14 protein-coding genes are annotated in these 15,599 nt (G+C 63.5%); 3 read left to right on the top strand and 11 right to left on the bottom strand.

Going from position 1 to position 15,599, the window contains the following annotated elements; translation table 11 throughout:
* Window positions 1–16: 16 nt before the first annotated feature.
* Window positions 17–697, bottom strand: a complete 681-nt coding sequence (locus I6L33_RS17395) for an ABC transporter ATP-binding protein (RefSeq protein ID WP_017786802.1) — start codon at window positions 695–697, stop codon at window positions 17–19.
* A gap of 175 nt (window positions 698–872) precedes the next feature.
* On the opposite strand from I6L33_RS17395, the gene I6L33_RS17390 reads away from it, so the two are divergent.
* From I6L33_RS17390 to I6L33_RS17380, 3 genes are all read left to right on the top strand, one after another.
* Window positions 873–1,340: a DUF4357 domain-containing protein gene (locus I6L33_RS17390; protein WP_005302024.1), complete on the top strand. Its 468-nt coding sequence runs from the start codon at window positions 873–875 to the stop codon at window positions 1,338–1,340.
* 153 nt (window positions 1,341–1,493) lie between these two features.
* Window positions 1,494–2,921 carry a sodium:proton antiporter NhaD gene (nhaD, locus tag I6L33_RS17385; protein ID WP_117403279.1) on the top strand — a complete coding sequence of 476 codons (1,428 nt, stop codon included), beginning with the start codon at window positions 1,494–1,496 and terminating at the stop codon, window positions 2,919–2,921.
* 25 nt (window positions 2,922–2,946) lie between these two features.
* Window positions 2,947–3,513 carry a pyridoxamine 5'-phosphate oxidase family protein gene (locus tag I6L33_RS17380; protein ID WP_216973006.1) on the top strand — a complete coding sequence of 189 codons (567 nt, stop codon included), beginning with the start codon at window positions 2,947–2,949 and terminating at the stop codon, window positions 3,511–3,513.
* A gap of 73 nt (window positions 3,514–3,586) precedes the next feature.
* Here I6L33_RS17380 and I6L33_RS17375 read toward each other — a convergent pair whose 3' ends face one another.
* The 10 genes from I6L33_RS17375 to I6L33_RS17330 form a co-directional block, all read right to left on the bottom strand.
* On the bottom strand, window positions 3,587–4,777 hold the full coding sequence (locus I6L33_RS17375; RefSeq protein ID WP_005302014.1) for a Bcr/CflA family multidrug efflux MFS transporter: 1,191 nt from the start codon (window positions 4,775–4,777) through the stop codon (window positions 3,587–3,589).
* A 51-nt stretch (window positions 4,778–4,828) separates the two neighbouring features.
* Window positions 4,829–6,112: a hypothetical protein gene (locus tag I6L33_RS17370; protein ID WP_216973005.1), complete on the bottom strand. Its 1,284-nt coding sequence runs from the start codon at window positions 6,110–6,112 to the stop codon at window positions 4,829–4,831.
* Window positions 6,113–6,299: 187 nt separating this feature from the next.
* Window positions 6,300–6,860 (bottom strand): hypothetical protein, encoded by a 561-nt coding sequence (locus I6L33_RS17365; protein ID WP_054544717.1) that lies wholly within the window; start codon window positions 6,858–6,860, stop codon window positions 6,300–6,302.
* A 127-nt stretch (window positions 6,861–6,987) separates the two neighbouring features.
* Complete coding sequence (locus I6L33_RS17360; protein ID WP_216973004.1) at window positions 6,988–8,412, bottom strand: FAD-dependent oxidoreductase; 1,425 nt, start codon at window positions 8,410–8,412, stop codon at window positions 6,988–6,990.
* 96 nt (window positions 8,413–8,508) lie between these two features.
* Window positions 8,509–9,327 (bottom strand): FTR1 family protein, encoded by an 819-nt coding sequence (locus tag I6L33_RS17355; protein WP_005302005.1) that lies wholly within the window; start codon window positions 9,325–9,327, stop codon window positions 8,509–8,511.
* Window positions 9,327–12,296, bottom strand: coding sequence for a YncE family protein (locus I6L33_RS17350; RefSeq protein ID WP_216973003.1), 2,970 nt, complete (start codon window positions 12,294–12,296; stop codon window positions 9,327–9,329). Before I6L33_RS17350 ends, I6L33_RS17355 begins: the two co-directional genes overlap by 1 nt.
* A 4-nt stretch (window positions 12,297–12,300) precedes the next feature.
* Window positions 12,301–12,750, bottom strand: a complete 450-nt coding sequence (locus tag I6L33_RS17345) for a hypothetical protein (RefSeq protein ID WP_017764270.1) — start codon at window positions 12,748–12,750, stop codon at window positions 12,301–12,303.
* A 117-nt stretch (window positions 12,751–12,867) separates the two neighbouring features.
* Entirely contained in the window at window positions 12,868–13,353 is a 486-nt protein-coding gene (locus tag I6L33_RS17340) for a YqhA family protein (RefSeq protein ID WP_005301997.1), read from the bottom strand.
* A gap of 87 nt (window positions 13,354–13,440) precedes the next feature.
* Complete coding sequence (locus I6L33_RS17335; protein WP_017764271.1) at window positions 13,441–14,433, bottom strand: DUF2955 domain-containing protein; 993 nt, start codon at window positions 14,431–14,433, stop codon at window positions 13,441–13,443.
* Window positions 14,433–15,539: an HlyD family secretion protein gene (locus tag I6L33_RS17330; RefSeq protein ID WP_216973002.1), complete on the bottom strand. Its 1,107-nt coding sequence runs from the start codon at window positions 15,537–15,539 to the stop codon at window positions 14,433–14,435. The genes I6L33_RS17335 and I6L33_RS17330 overlap by 1 nt, the downstream gene beginning before the upstream one ends.
* Between the last annotated feature and the right edge of the window lie 60 nt (window positions 15,540–15,599).

Below are 15,599 nucleotides of genomic sequence, written 5' to 3'. Positions count from 1 at the left end.
CCCTCCGTGGCGGGCGTCAGTCATGGCGGCGCCCCTTGAGCTCGACCAGCTGGCCCCCTTCAAGGCGCAGCACCCGATCCGCCAAGGCGCCATAGGCAGGGTTGTGACTCACCAGCAAGAGGCCGGCGCCGGTGCCCCGCACCGCCGTCATCATCAGTGCCATCACCTGCTCGGCGTTGTGTTCATCGAGGCTGCCGGTGGGCTCGTCGGCGAGCAGCCACTGGGGCTGGTGAATGAGGGCGCGGGCCAGCGCCACCCGCTGGCGCTGGCCGCCGGAGAGCTGCTCCGGCCAGGCGTGGCGCTTTTGGGCCAGATCGAGGCGCTCCAGCAGGCCGTCAATGCGTGTCTCATCGCGGGCAAGCTGGTTGATGGCAAGGGGCAGGGCGAGGTTCTCGGCCACGGTCAGGGTCGGCAGCAGGTTGAAGTCCTGATAGACGATGCCGAAATGGCGGCCACGCAGGCGGGCCCGCTCGTCCGCCGACTGGTTGTCAAGGCGGGTCTCCCCCAGCCAGATCTCCCCCTCATCCGGGGGGAGGAGGCCGGCGATGAGGTTGAGCAGGGTCGACTTGCCACAGCCGCTCTGCCCCAGCAGCAGGGTGATCTCGCCGGCCGCCAGGGTCAGATCAAGGTGGTGAAACAGCGGCAGCCGTTCGCTGCCGTTATCGAAGCTCTTGCCGAGATTGCGCAGATTCAGCATGGGATAACCGGTTGATGGCCAATGGCTTTCATTACGTGCCCTCGGCTCGCCTCAGGATGAGTGCCACTATGCCAGTTAGTGATCAAGGCTGCAAAAGAGGTGAGGATCCTGGCTGGATCCCGCTCGCCTGTGGTGGTTAGAATAGGGGCCTCCATGGGTCACAGGATGCGCAAGGATGTTACACAAGCAAGTCAGTTTTATCGTCGACAGCAAGGGCGCCAAGCAGGCTGCCGTGGTCCCCATCGAGATTTACAACGAGCTGATGACCCTGCAAAAGGCGCTCTCCGACAACAAACCGGGCGAGCGCGAGCTCTACCACTTCAACGGCAAGGGGGCCGAAGCCCACGGTTATCCGGTGGGCAAGCGGCAGAATCCCGGCTTCATGGTGCTGGCGGGCTCCACCGCCAACGGTGAGGATGCGGCTTCCCTGCGCGAGGCGGTGATCGAACTGCGCCAGGAGCTGCTGGGCAAGGGGATCCTGGCCCCGCGCAGCGAAGGGGGCTTCGTCTTTACCGCCGATCAGCTGTTCAACAGCCCGAGCCTGGCCGCCAGCCTGGTGGCGGGCAACAACCGAAGCGGGCTGGATGCCTGGCAGAACAGTGCCGGCTACACCCTCAAACGCTCGGGGTTTGGCAAGAAATAACCCTGATGGCAGGGGCAAGGAGCGCCGCCTGATCTTGCGCCCCTGATGCAAGCGTTCGCCCACCCGGGCCTGCGCGAGCAGGGAGAGGGCAGGGGGTGACCTCCCTGTCCACTGCCAGCCTCAAAACCAGACGGTTTCCAAGAGAGGGGCCCCATGTCTGGATCTGCACGTCTGTTTTCTTCGGCCATCCTCGGCCTCTTCTGCGCCCCCGCGCTCGCCGACGGCGGCCCTCTGCCCATGACGCACACCGGCGCCGGCCTCTTTGCTCTGTCCATCTTCGCCCTGGCCTATGTCCTGGTGATGGCGGAGGAGTACCTGAAGCTGCGCAAGTCCAAGCCCGTGCTGGTGGCGGCCGGCATCATCTGGATCGTCATCGGCATCGTCTATGCCGGGCAGGGGCAGAGCCCGCTGGCGGTGGCGGGATTTCGCCAGACGCTGCTGGAGTACGCCGAGCTGATGCTCTTCCTGCTGGTGGCCATGACCTATGTCAACGCCATGGAGGACAGGCTGCTGTTCGACGCCCTGCGCGCCCGCCTGGTACGCACCAGGCTCAGCCTGCGCTCCCTGTTCTGGCTGACGGGGATCCTCGCCTTCTTCATCTCCCCGGTGGTGGACAACCTCACCACGGCGCTGCTGATGTGCACTGTCGTGCTCCATGTGGCCAACGGGGAGCGCCGCTTCATCAACCTGGCCTGCATCAATATCGTGGTGGCGGCCAATGCGGGCGGCGCTTTCAGCCCCTTTGGCGACATCACCACCCTGATGGTGTGGCAGGCAGGCCAGGTGCCCTTCGAGCAGTTTCTGCTGCTGTTCGTGCCCGCCCTGCTCAACTTCCTGGTGCCGGCCACCCTGATGAGCCTGATGGTGCCGCGCCATGCCCCCACCATGAGCCATGAGCGGGTGGTGCTCAGACGCGGGGCCTTCACCATAGTGCTGCTCTTCCTGCTCACCATAGTGACAGCGGTCGCCTGTCATCACTTCCTGGCGCTGCCCCCCGTGCTCGGCATGATGATGGGGCTCGGCTATTTGCAGTTCTTCGGCTTCTACCTGCGCAAGACGCAGCCCGTTACCCTGGCCCGCGAGCGGGCGCTGTACGCGCGCACCGGCGACGAGGCCCGGCTGCTGCGCCTGGGCTCCATGGTGCCGTTCGACGTGTTCAACAAGATAGCCAAGGCGGAGTGGGACACCTTGCTCTTCTTTTACGGGGTGGTGATGTGCGTCGGCGGGCTCGGCTTCATGGGCTATCTGGCGCTCGCCTCCCAACTGCTCTACCAGGGGGATCCGACCTTGGCCAACGTGGCCATCGGCCTGCTCTCCGCCCTTATCGACAACATCCCCGTGATGTATGGGGTCCTCTCCATGGAGCCGCAGATGAGCGCGGGGCAGTGGCTGCTGGTGACCCTGACCACTGGCGTGGGGGGCAGTTTGCTCTCCATCGGTTCGGCGGCCGGGGTGGCCCTGATGGGGCAGGCGAGGGGCATGTATACCTTCGTTGGCCACCTCAAGTGGTTGCCCGCCATTCTGCTTGGCTATATGGTCGGCATAGGGGCGCACCTGTGGCTCAACAGCGCCCTGTTCTGAGCGTGATCATGGAGAGACAGACAAGATGGGACAACTGTTCGAGGCGCTCTCGCCGCGCCATGTGGCCTTCATCGAGGCACAGAAGATCTTCTTCGTCGGCACGGCGGCCGCAGAGGGGACGGTCAATCTCTCCCCCAAGGGCGGGGACTCGCTGAGGGTCATTGACCCCCACACCCTGGCCTGGCTCAACCTGACCGGCAGCGGCAACGAGTCGGCGGCCCATGTGCTGCAACATCCGCGCATGACGGTGATGTTCTGCGCCTTCGAGGGGGCGCCGCTGATCCTGCGGGCCTATGGCCGGGCGCGGGTGCTGCACCGGAGTGACCCAGAGTGGTCGTCGTCCTTGGCACGTTTCTCCCCAAGCGTCGCGGCCCGCCAGATCTTCCTGCTGGACATAGCGCGCGTCCAGGCCTCCTGCGGCATGTCGGTGCCGCTGTATGAGTACCAGGGGGACAGGGAAGATCTCGCCAACTGGTCTGAGCGGCAGGGCCGGGAGGGAATTGAGGCCTACTGGCGCAAGAAGAATCAGCTGAGCCTGGATGGGCTGGAGAGCGAGATCCTGGTGCGAAGCGGACTCTCGCCGGACCCCTGAGGGCCGCCGCGCACACGCAAGCGAACACAAAAAAGCCCTGTCCATGGACAGGGCTTGGTCATTCTTGGGGCCCTCAGGCGCGCTTGCCGGTCAGCAGCCAGTAGCAGAGCGCCGAGCCGAATCCGCAGCCGGCGATGGCGATGGCCATGGGCAGCGGCGATTCGGGGGGATTGAGGTTGACCAGCACCCCCACCAGGGCGCCGATGCCAAAGCGCAAGGTGCCCGCCAGCGCCGAGGCGGTGCCCGCGGACTGCGGGAAGTGACCCATCAGGCCGGTCATGGCATTGGCCCCCACCAGACTGATGTGGCCGACAAACAGCACCACCGGAATGACGATGCCCCACAGGCCGCCGGTCTGGCTCCAGGCGTTGTAGATGAGCAGGGCACCAGCCAGCGGCAGCACCAGCAGGCCGTATTGCAGCATGCGCTCGGCGCCCACCCCCTTCACCAGCCGGCTGTTGACGAAGGTGACCACCATCATCAGCAGGATGTTGAGGCCGAACAGCCAGCCGTAGTGCTCGGTCGGCACCTTGAAGTACTCGATGTAGACATAGGGGGAGGCGCTGATAAAGGCGAACATGCCCGAGCTCGACAGGGCGCCGCACAGCACGTAACCCATGGCGCCGCGATGGGAGAGCACGCCCCAGTAGTTGCGCAGCACCTGGCCGAGGTTGAGGGGCTGCTTGTGCTCAGGCTTCAGGGTTTCCTGAATTTTCCACTGCATCACCAGGCAGATGAGCAGGCTGATGCCCATCAGCAGCCAGAAGATCACTCGCCAGTCGCTGTGGGCACTGATGTAGCCGCCCACCACGGGGGCGACCAGGGGCGCGAGCGTCATCACCAGAATGACGAACGACATGGCGCGGGAGAAGGCCTCCTTCTCGAACAGATCGCGCAGCAGCGCATTGACCACCACAGAGCCGGCCGCCCCGCCGGCCGCCTGCAACATCCGATAGGCCAGGAGCTCCGGCAGGGAGTCCGCCATGGCGCAGCCCACCGAGGCGATGGCAAACATCACCAGCCCCGCCAGGATCACCGGCTTGCGGCCATAGCTGTCGGCGAGCGGGCCGTAGAAGAGCTGGCCGATGGCAAAGCCGCCGAGGAAGGCGCTGATGGTGAGCTGGGCACCGTCGATGCTGGTGGCCAGATCCCGGGCGATGGCCGGAATGGCGGGCAGGTACATGTCGACCGCGAGCGGCGTCAGGCCTGCCAGGGCGCCGAGCAGGATGAACAGGAAACGGGGGGAGAGGGGGGCGTGGGGCATAGGCTATCCAGTCTTGATGAGTGCGAAGTCAGGGAGTGACAAACATCCAGTCTACCAGTTTTGGTGACGGGGGTGATCCTGTATGCCGAGCCAGAGGCCGGGCTCGGCGTGAAAGCGGGGGGCAAACCAGACTTGCCGGCCGCCGGCGGGCAGATCCTCCGGGTCGAGGGGACGCCGGCTGAGCCGGCAGGCCCCTTGCGCCAATGCAAGGCGAGCATCCCCCTGATACCAGCCGTCGGTGACGGGCAGGGCCGTGGTCTCTCGCAGCAGCCGCACTCCCCACTGGGTCACCAGCGCCGGGCACGCCTGCTCGGCCAGCCTGGCTGCCCGGGTCATGGCTGGCGCTGCCGGCGGGGTGAGGGTGCAGAGCAGCAGCACGAGGGCCCCCAGCATGGCTGGCAGCTCGCCCCGGCGCGGCAGCATGCCTGCCAGCAAGATGATGGCTAGCAGGGTGATGGGGGCCAGATGGCGGGGATTGTCCGGGTTCTGGCCAAACAGGGTCCAGAGCAGCAGGGCAAGCCAGTAGAGGGACCAGGTCGGGGAGAGGGCGGCAGCGTGGCCCTTGCACCGTTGCCACAACGGCTGCGCCAGCAGTCCCCCGACAGCCAAAGGCCAGAGCGGGGTGAGCTGCTCGTTGAAGGTATTCGCCCAGCTCAGCAGCCGATCGCCGTGAGCCGCCGCCGTGTTGCCCCACAGGGTAAAGTGACCGTCGGTAAAGCGCCGCCCCTCGGCAAAATAGGCCCAGCCATCGGCCTGCCAGACAAACAGCAGGCAGGCTAGTCCCACCAGTACGATGGGGAGCACAAACCTGACGCGCGTTCCCTTTTGCGCCACCCCTAGCCAAAGGGGCAGCAGCGCCAGCACAAAATAGGAGGGGCGCAGCGCCAGCATCAGGCCCAGCAGCAGACCCGCCAGCGCGATTTTGCGCTGCTGCAAGGCCAGGAGAGCTCCGAGCCAGGCGGCCAGCGCCGGCCCGTCCGAGAGTCCGGAAAGAGCGAGCGTCGGGGTGAGCGGCAGGGCCAGCACCAGCAGCCAGACCGGCGCCAGCAGGCTTGGCCGCTGCCACAATCTGACCGCGAGGGAGGCGGCGAGCGGCGCCAGCAAACTGCTACCCAAGAGGCTGGCCCACTGCACCGCGCGGGCCGGATCGTCCACCGCCAGATTGATCAGCCGCGCCAGCCAGATAAAGGCGGGGTAGCCCGGAAAGTGGGGGGAGAACTCCAGCACGCTGAAGCGCACCACCCCGTGGGCAAAGTTGAGGGCATCGTCGGAATCGAGCGCCACCGGGAAGGCCAGCAGCCAGCCAAGCCAGGCCAGTTGTAGAAGGATCAGCAAGTAGGGTCGATTAGCGAAGCGTAATCGGCCGTGGTGACGCCCCCCTTCTCCCCTTGCGGGAGAAGGGCCGGGGATGAGGGGGGCCGTCGTCATCAATGAGAGGTCATCAAAGTGCGTAGGGTGGGTAGCGCGCAGCGAAACACACCGCTTGTCACGGCGAGGTGGCGCAATGATGGGCAGGTAGCCATCAGAGCGGTGCCAGCACGGCCATCAGTGCTTTTTCCGCCTCGGTGAAGGCAGCCGCATCGGCGGGCTTGGCGCCCACCCCGAATACCCCCGGGTTGCCGATGGCATCGAGCACCTTGGCCAGCGCCTGCTCTGCGGCCTTGCGATCCCCTTCGCTCAGGGAGGGGAGGATGAGATCCAGGAAGCGCTTGCTCTTGACCACCAGCACCTTGGCGGTCTGGTAGTCGCCAAGGTTCTGGCTGGCCCCCTCGAGGCGGCGCTCGATCTCCGCCTTGTATGCCCGGTTGAGCAGGGCCGCGGTAGCCGCGGCGTCTTTGACCTTGATGGCGGCCGCGAGCGGAGCTTGCAGCTCGACCTTGTGGTGCTCCTCCAGATAGGTCAGCTCCTCGGCGATCTCGCTCAAGGTGGCGCTGGCATCCTTGCTGTCAGTGGCGGCGCCCAGCAGTGCCTCGCGGGCATCGATCAGCGGCTCCTTGCCGGCGGCGGCGTAGGAGTATGCCTGCGCCTGCCCGCTCAGGGCCAGCAGCAGGGTGAGGGCAAGTAAACCCGGGCGGATGGTCATCCTCTTCTCCTTGTTTGTTTATGGCGCGGCCATCAGGCCACGCTCTGGGTCTCAATCACGGTATTTTCGTTGCGATGGTTGAAGGTGTTGCGGCGTCTGTTTGCCGGTTAAGCACCTGCCATCGCTCTTAGGCCACGCTCTGGGTCTCGATCACGGTATTTTCATTGCGATGGTTGAAGATGGCGTGACGTCTGTCTACCCCGTCGATCACCATGTCGGCGGCCATCATCCCCATCTCCATGGCGGTGTCGGTGAAGATGTAGCGGAATGTCCCCTGGCGGCCGGTCATGATGAGGTTGGTGATGGGCATCAGCGCCTTGATGGCCTCGTTGCGGCGGGTCTGGTAGCCGAGATCCATCAGTGGATAGGCGTATTCGCTGCGAGCCTCAAATGTTTCATCGCCAAGTTTGGCGGTATCGACGCCGAGACTGGCGAGATCAGCAGTGACCCGGCCGCGCAGATCAGAGAGCGGTGCCTGCCAGGTGGCATCTCCCGGGTTGCAGGGGATCTCCAGCATCACCGAGGTCTGGCCCTTGGGCGCCATAAAGGGGCTGCGGCGGCGCGGCTCCTGCAGACGGGTGGCCAGAATATGGGGGTCGGAGAGGTACTGCCAGGTGTTGTCCGACAGGTTCTCCTGTTTGAGCGGCATATTGACGAAGCGCAGCGACCGGTAGTGGAGATCGCACGGCAAGCCCAGATGCTGGCAAGTGAGCGGCAGCGGCAGGGTGGAGATGACCTGATCAAATCGCTCGCTCTGCTCAATCCCCTGCTGTTGCCAATAGACCCGTTCGATACGGCCATCGCTCTGCTCGAGGCGGGTGATGGTGGCGCCGGTTTTCAGCTCAACCCCCTCGGCCACCAGCCGCTCCCCCAAGGTGGTGAAGATCTGGCCGAAACCGTATTTGGGGTAGCGGTACTTGCGGGCATAGGTGCGCACCGAGATGCTGCCGTTGCGTCTTGGCAGCAGACGGCGCGCCACGTCTTTCAAATCGATCAGGCTGATGCGCTGACCGGCCCAGTCGGCGGAGAGCTGGTCCGGGTTGATGCCCCACAGTTTGCCGGTGTAACCCTCGAAGAACTGGCGATAGAGGGTGCGGCCAAAGTGGCTCTGGATCCACTCGGCAAAGCTCGCCTTGGCAAAATCGGTGGGCTTCCTGGCAAAGGGCAACAGCAGCAGATCCTTCACCGCACCGGCCATCAGGGCGAGCGGCGCCGTCTTGAGCAAATTGGGCAGGTTCAGGGGGTAGTCATAGGTGCGCCCGCCAAAGCGGATCACGCTCTTGCGCTCCGCGTGGAGCAGATCGTCCCCCATCAGTTCGTCGATAAAGGCGAGCAGTTCGGGGTTCTTGGTGATGAAGCGGTGGCCGCCGTAGTCGAAGCGATACTCACCGTCGCGCCCCTTGAAGGTCTGGGTGGCGCACATGCCGCCCACCACGCTCTCCTGCTCGAACAGGGTGACCGCAAAACCGGCCTGGCGCAGGCGCCAGGCGGCCATCAGACCGGCAGGGCCGGCGCCCAGTACCGCAATGTGTTGTGTGTTGTTGTCGCTCATGACTCTGTTATCCGAAACGCTGACCAAAAGAGAAGAAGTGGAAAAGGCGGCCCCGCTGAGCCGCCTTGTCATCCGCTGCTGCGCCGCGCTGGGCGATCAGCGCTGGGGACGATAGTTGCGATGCCAGACGGTGACGAAGATCACCAGGTAGCTTGCCCAGGTCAGCAACTGCAGGCCGGCTGGTGAGGCATTGTAGCCAAACAGGGCGCGCAGGAAGGTACCAAATACCCCCTGATCGTCGAGAATGTGACTGATGTTGAAGACAGGCTCGGTCCAGAAGGTGATGAGCCCGGCTGCCTGCAGCATGTTGACGGCGGACGACAGCAGCCCGGCTGCGATGATGATGATAAGCAGGCCGGTCCAGCGGAAGAAGGGGGCCAGCGCCACCTTGCGGGTGGAGCGCAGCAGCCCCCACACCAGCACCACCGACAGCAGCAGGCCGCCCAGCGCCCCCATCAGCCCCTCGTGCAGATCCACCCCTTGCCCGGAGTAAACCAGGGCCGAGAAGAAGAGCACGGTTTCAAAGCCCTCGCGCATCACCGCCAGGAAGGCGAGCAGCACCAGACCGAACAGGTTGCCGCCGTCGATGGCGGCATCAATGCGCGCCGTCATGGCCCCCACCTGGGATTTGGCCTGCTTCTGCATCCAGACCGCCATGTAGGTGAGCACCAGGGTGGCGAAAATCAGGATCCCCGCCATCAGCAAATGGTTGTAGCGCTCGCTCTCGAACTGGCTCACCACCACCTGGAACAGGAAGGCGACCACGAGAGAGGCAAGCAGGCCGAGCCCCACCCCCAGATAGACGAATTTGTTGTAGCGGCTCGCCCCCAGCTTGGCGAGGTAGGAGAGGCAGATGCCGACCAGCAGGAAGGCTTCCAGCCCCTCGCGCAGGGTAATGAGAAAACTTGCAAACATCAGGTGTGAGGCTCCGTAGCGGGCGTGACGGGGAGAGGCTGCAGGGTGAGTTGCAGCCGATTGAGTAGCACTATGGGTGGCTCCGGCAAGCTCGGCTCGGCGGCGCGCACCGCATCATTGACCCACTTGGGGTAAGTGCGGAAATTGAGTTTGATATCGGCCTTGAAGGGGCCCTGGGCATCCGCCGGCAGCGGCCAGGCTTCATCGCGCCAGCCATCGGCCGGAATACGGGTGTCTTCCAAGAGCTTGGCGTAGCGCCAGAACTTGAGCCCCACCGGCTTGCCCTCGGCATCACCGAACACTTTTCTAAATAGCCGTGCATTTTTAGGGACGGCGCCATCCACCGGCTGGCCGCTGGCAAGCACCAGCTTGCCGCTGGCGTCGGTGACGGTCAGCTCCAGCCAGAGTTCGCGGAAATCGGCCACCCCGGTGGGCAGGGCGTGGCCGGCGCCAGTATTGGCGACCCGCACCACCAGCGCAGGCTGGCCGCTCTGGTTTTCAATGCGGGCAGAGAGGGTGGCGCTTGAGCGCAAGAGCGCCAGGCTCTCTTGCTCGAGCGCGGGATTGCGCAGCCCCACCAGCTGGTGCTGGGCGCCGGTAAAGTTGTGGCGATAGAGCCGCTCTTTCACTGTGCCGTTTTCGGTGGACTGGCCTGCCACCGGCGCGCCGCCGTTGCCAGGTGTAGGGTTCATATGGCAGTCGATGCAGGTGCGCCGCTTGGCGGGGTCTTTAGCGTTCGCAAAGCTGGAGTTTTCCCACTCGTCCCAAGTGTTGACGATGTTGGCGCCGGTGCCGGGGGCAAACTCGTTGTGGCAGGACTTGCACAGGGCCGCGTCGCGGTAGAAATCCTTCTGGTAGGAAGCCTTGTGCATGGCGGGGCGGGCGTTGATCTGCCGCTCGGCCAGCCAGTGCTTGAGGCTGCCACCGGCGGCATCTTCGAACACATAGCTCTCGCGGTCTTTCAGATTCACGGTAAAGGCGCTGTTGCCGCCGGCATCTTCCACTTTGGTGATGCGATGGCAGAGCACGCAGCCGGTGCCTTCCTCCACCACCGGCTCGCCTTTCTGGTGTGCGGCAATGAGCGAGGCGCCGCCCTGCTCGAACATATTCGAACCCTTGGGCAGATCCTGTTGGTCGTTCAGCACCTGCTGAGGCATGTGGCAGCCCTGGCACCACTGGCCGAACGCCTCGCCCTCGGTTTCGCGGGCCAGCGCCTGCACCACCTTGTAGTAGGGGTGGGAGTTGCCCATCAGCCGGTGGTTGCTCTCGCTCCAGTCCTGGAACGCCTGTTGGTGGCAGTTCTGGCAGGAGGCGGAGTTGAGCCACTCTCTGGGATGGGTGGTCGGCGCCTTGGCGGGATCCGTGCGCGGGGCATCGAGCCGCAGCCAGTTGGCAAGATAGGGGAGGTTGCCATCGGCGGTGACGAAGGCATGCAGATCCTCCATCATCGCTTTCACCTCGGGCTGGGGCCTGGCGGGGTCGACCGGCTCGGCGCCATCGCGGGTGTCATGGCCCATGCCGCCCTGGGTCTGCTGGGTCATGCGCAGGTATTCGCCAATAAAGTCACCCGCCACCATGTTGGCCAGGTTGGCGTGGCCGTTGATGGCGTTGTCGCCGCTCTGCTGGCGATGGGCCGCCATCAGATAGCGGTTGGTGAAGTTGAACCCGTCCAGATGGCAGGAGTTGCAGCTCATCCAGTTGTCCCCCGCCATGGGGAAGCGGCTGTTGGCCGCGGTGTTGCCGAGATTGAACAACCGCTCGCCGCGCTGAAGCGCTTCGGGGCGCGGATCCGTCTCTACCAGTTTGGCGAAGTGGGGCACATCGACGGTGACCCGGGCAAACGGGCCGCTGCCGCCGGTGTTGAGACGGGTGAGATCCTGCCCCATGACGTTGTGCACCAGAATGTGGTCGCCGTCTACAAACAAGTCGCGCGGATTCTGGCCCGGCAGGTGGCGAAGGAGCTGGGTCGCCTTGGCGCCGCCCTGAAACTTCTTGCGTCTGTGGCGGTTGCTGTTCTGCTTGCCGCTGCGCGACAGGTCGAACACCAGCAGATCTTCGGAGCCAGCCAGGGTCAGGTAGACCCGCTTGCCATCAGCGGCGAAGCGTGCCGCGAACGGGTTGGAGACGATCTGGCTGCGGTTGCCGACGCTGGGCAGGTTGATCTGCAAGAAGAGCTGCTTTCTCTCATCGACCCGCTCTTTCTCCTCATCCAGATCGATGATGGAGACCGCCGGGAAGACGGTGCTCTGAAACTGGAAGGGGTGATCGAAGCTCCAGAGCACGTGGGGCAGCCAGGCTTCGCTGCCATCGGGGGAGAGGGCGATGCCATCGAGCAGGCGCGGCAAGCCCTGCGAGTCGCTTGGGGTGTCGCTGTGGGTCTCGGCCAGGGTAATGAGCTTGGGCTTGGGCAGGGTAGTGCCTTTGGCGCCGCTGCCGAGTTTGGCGAGATCATAGATGGCGAGCTGGCCGGTCATGGCGTGGGTGAGCAGCAGGCGATCGTCGTTGGTCAGGGCCAGCCCGCGGGGTGTCTCGGCGGTTTCTGCATCCAGCTGCAGCTTGCCCGTGGTGTCATAAGCCTGGAGGCGGCCTGTTTCGAACAGCGTGACCCAGAACCACTGTCGCTTGGGATCGAAGATGACGCCGTAGGGCCTATGGCCGGTGGGGATCGCCTCTTCCAAGTCGAGATCACCATCCAACAGCAGCAGGCGATCGCCGCTGTAGTCGGTGACCAGCAGGGTGCCATCGCCGGCGCGGGCCAGCTGGCGCAGATCGCCCCCCAGTTGTGCCTCTTTAAGTCGCTTACCGCTATCGCGTTCAAGCAGGGTGACCGAGCCTGCGCTCTGGTTGGCGGTGACGAGGCGCGGGGCGTTCCCCTCGTCATAGGCAATCATGGCGGTGCCCATCTCCTGGGCCGAGGCGGTCCCCAGCAGCAGGGCGGCCAACATCAGGGATAACAACAACTTCAACATAAGATCAGGTGCGCCATTTCAAGATGGTCCAGCGCCAGGCGTGGCGCAGCACCAGGGGAGTCAACGCGAGGGCGCTCAGCCAGTGGGCCCAGCTGGCAAGGTTGCCGAGGCTATCGCCCGGGGTGCCGTGCAATACCAGCAGCAGGCCGCTGGCCAGGCAGATCAGCAGCAAGGCTTCGATGATGCGGCCCGTGGTGCGCAAGAAAGGCTTACGGCTTTTGCGCAACAGGCTGCGATGGGAGAGCCAGAAGGCGCCGAACAGCAGGGGGAACAGGGTGAGCGAGAGGGCGACGTGCAGGAACAGATTCCAGCGTGCCAGCGACCAGAGCGGGGTCAGCGGTTCCCACAGCAGCAGGCCGGAGAAGAACATCAGATAGAGGGAGCCCTCGGCGGCCTGATGGTGATAGGCCAGCCACTGCCAGCAGTGTCGTGGTGAGAGGGAAAGGCTTGTCATAGGTGCTCCAACGCCCGGGCAGTAAAGCCCGGGGGAGCAAGTTTACAATGCAGTAAAGGTAATGAAAAGAGTTATCAATTCGGCCTTTGATGAATAAAGGCTGAATGAAAAACGGAGTTACTTGTGGTCCGCCAGCCGCTCGGTGACAGCGTAGATGAGCGCTGCGGTGGAGAAGGCGAGGAAGACGATGACCGACCACTTCATCTCGATCTCGTTGCCGGTACCGTCGGTCAGGAAGGCCTTGAGCACCTCGATCCCGGCGATGGTGACCAGGGAGTTGATGACGATGAGTTTGAGGGAGGCGAAGTTGATCTTGCTGAGCCAGTTGTCGCCAAGGGCTGCCCGCTGCTCCGGGGTCTTGATGAACTGCACGTAGCCGCAGATGGCCACCAGGATCAGCATCTGGGCCACCAGCACGAAGTCCACCAGGGTCAGCACCCCTGTGATGAGATCCAGATAGGGGATGTCGATGATGTCGCGACACAGCTCATAGAGCTGCATGGCGAACTTCACCATCAAGAGGGCGACACAGACAAGGATGCAGACATAGAAGGGAAACATCATCAACCGGCTGCCATTGAGCATTAAGTTGAAACGGCGCATAGAAACTCCTGAATCGAGTGGGGGTCGCAAAGGGCAAAGCATGTCTCTACCCTCTGACAATAAACGGTCTGGACAAGATGATGTCGTTCAAGCAGGACATGACTTATCGGTTGATGTGGTCAATAGATGCACAACCAGAGTGCAATAGAGGACGACCAGCAACAGCGTCGCGAGTCGATCCCATACCAGGTGCAGCCCTTGCTGATATTGGGGCAAGGCTGTTCCCAGCAAAGTGATGTAAACCGTCATTGCGGTTTGTACCACCACTTTGGGCCAGGCTGCCGCCAACCGTCCCGCTAGCCAGATGCTGCCGGCGAGCGCCAGCAGTGACAGGAGCAGGGGAGACTGACTGATGTAGGCCAGCAGGATCACCGGGGTGGCCAAGGCCGCCGCCAGCAAGTTGGCCTGCAACAGTGGTTTGCTGTTCATTCGTGTCAGATGGGGGTCGCTGGCGCGCAGCAGGTTGGCAATCGTGGCCCCGATCAAGATGGCACTGCTGTCTTGCAGCCAGATGGCGATACCGATGGCCAGCAACAGAGCGGCGCTCTTTCCCAGGATCAGCATCACCCTTTCATCACCGCGCATGGCGGTCAGGGGAATTAGCGGAGGGGAAGGCCGGGGCCAGATGGCAAAGGCCAGCAGACACCATAAATAGGCGATCAGAAAGGCTTTTCCCATCAACACGGGGAGTGCCAGGACCAGCGATGGCTGGCTTTGTACCAGCACCATCGTCATCGACGACACGATCAGCACCAGCAATCCGGGCAGATCGTCAGGGTTCTTGCCAAGGCGGGCAAAGGCCAGAACCACAACCGCAGCCATGGCGAGCCAGAAAGCGACGGGATTGGTGCCGACCACATGTGCAAGAAAACAGATGAGCGCGGTACAACCGACGATCAGTGCCAGCATTCTCACTATCATCATCAGCGGCAGGCGCGTCGGACTCAGCATCAGCATGATGACGATGAACATGGGGATCAGAAAGGGCAAGGCCTGACCCGTGGCCAGGGTAACCGCCAGTGCCGCCATGGGAATGACGCCAAGACGCAGGCTGCATTGCCACCACGCTTTGTTCATCATCAGGCAATATAGGTCAGCAGGCTGACAACACGGATCCAGCCGGCGGCAATCGTATCCATTATGCCCACCTTGTTGGGATAGAAAATGACGGTGGCCTGGGAGCCATAGCGCAACCCGCGGGGGAGTGCCTCATCCAGTACCAGGCTCACTGGAAACTGGCGCGCACTGGGACTGTTTTGTGGTGCCGTGAGCAGGCCGGTGGTCTGGTCTGTGGTGGTGTTGCCAGCACTGCCCCACCCCAGGGTATCGAGGTGAGCTTTGAAGACGCGGCCGGGGAGTACATCGAAGACCACTTCGGCCTTGATGCCCGGTCGAAGGTATTCCAACGAGTTTTCGGGCAGCATACAGCTGATCCAGACCGCCGAGGTGTCGATGAAGGTCATTGCCGGACTTCCCACGGCGGCATACTGGCCTGGCGCCAGCTGTATGTTGGTAATGGCCCCCTTGTTGGGCGCTTTGACCGTGGTGCGAATGAGATCGAGTCTGGCTTTGGCCAGGGCGGCCATCGCTTCTTTCAGCTTGGGATTTTCATTGCCGGCGGGCCCCAGGCTCTGTTCTGCACGGCGCAACTCTGCCTGTGCGGCCGCCAGGGAGGCCCTGGCTTGCTGCAAGGTTGCCGTCGCCTGATCCCGCTGCGCGATCGACATGACCCCTCGTTTGGCCAGCTCGACCACTCTGGCGGCATTGTCGGCAGCGTTATCCTTGGCCGATTTGGCCTGTACCACCTTGGCCTGGGCGGTTTGCACCGCGGCAGTGTCAGCCCCGATCGATTGCCCAACTGCCGCCACATGGGCTTCTGCCTGGGCGACGGCAATCAGATAGGGCTCCTGGTTGATTTGAAACAGCGGCATGCCGGCGGAAACCTGCTGATTGTCACTGACTTCCACCGCAGTCACCCGTCCGGCCACCTCGGGGGCCAGGCGGATCAAAAAGGCCTGCACCGTACCCTGGCTGCTCATCGGGGTCAGGCGTTGAGCAAACAGCACATAGACCAAGACGATCAAGGCAAGCATGACCAATTGCAGCGTAAGACGCCGGACGGGATCTTTTGGCTGCTTGGTGGCTTGAGCAGGCACTGCTTCTTTTTGCATCGCATCCTCAGACATGCCAAGGGGTCCTTTTCTTTTGACGGTGTGAACAGGGACGGTGATTGTGATAACGAATAT

The sequence above is a fragment of the Aeromonas sp. FDAARGOS 1403 genome, assembly GCF_019047325.1.
Lineage (GTDB): Bacteria > Pseudomonadota > Gammaproteobacteria > Enterobacterales > Aeromonadaceae > Aeromonas > Aeromonas dhakensis.
The sequence above is the reverse complement of the archived record's forward strand: the minus strand, read 5'-3'. Positions and strand labels throughout refer to the sequence as shown.